Genomic DNA, 773 nt, shown 5'->3' with positions numbered 1-773 from the left:
AATGGATTAATTAAATCTTGTACTATATCAAAAACACCAAGTGGAAAATATTATATATCAATATTAGTCGATACTGAAAAGAAACAATTACCTAAAATAGAGAAAAAAGTTGGTATAGATGTAGGGTTGAAAGAATTTGCAATAACAAGTGATGGAGAATTTTTTAGTAATCCTAAATGGTTAAGAAAATCAGAAAAAAGACTTGCAAAATTACAAAAAGACTTATCAAGAAAGAAAAAAGGTAGTAATAATAGAAAAAAAGCTAGATTAAAAGTAGCTAAATTACATGAAAAAATAACTAATCAAAGAAAAGATTTTTTGCACAAAGTAAGCACTCAATTAATTAGCGAAAACCAAGTTATAGTTATTGAGGATTTGCGTGTAAAAAATATGATGCAAAATCATAAACTTGCGAAAGCTATATCAGAAGTTAGTTGGTATGAATTTAGAACTATGTTGGAATATAAGGCTAATTGGTATGGTAGAGAATTGATAATTGCACCATCAAATTATGCAAGTAGTCAATTATGTTCTAATTGTGGGTATAAAAATAAAGAAGTAAAGAACCTAGGACTTAGAGAATGGACTTGTCCAAAATGTGGTACACATCATGATAGAGATATAAATGCTAGTAAAAATCTACTGAAATTAGCTATATAATTTTGGTAATAATCAGAGGTTGGGACGACCTTGTTAGCTTGGGTAAACTTGCTCCATTGGGAGTATTGACCAAGAAGCCCCCACTTCAACGAAGTAAGTGGAGGGTAGTTCAC

1 protein-coding gene is annotated in these 773 nt (G+C 29.9%); it reads left to right on the top strand.

The genetic code is table 11. The features are described 5' to 3' along the window. Positions 1-660, top strand: a 660-nt coding sequence (locus CLTEP_RS14090) for an RNA-guided endonuclease TnpB family protein (RefSeq protein ID WP_153016369.1), incomplete at its 5' end; no start/stop codon positions are given. Between the last annotated feature and the right edge of the window lie 113 nt (positions 661-773).

It is taken from the genome of Clostridium tepidiprofundi DSM 19306 (assembly GCF_001594005.1).
GTDB classification, from domain to species: domain Bacteria; phylum Bacillota; class Clostridia; order Clostridiales; family Clostridiaceae; genus Clostridium_AC; species Clostridium_AC tepidiprofundi.
This window is presented reverse-complemented; position numbering and strand designations above follow the sequence as displayed.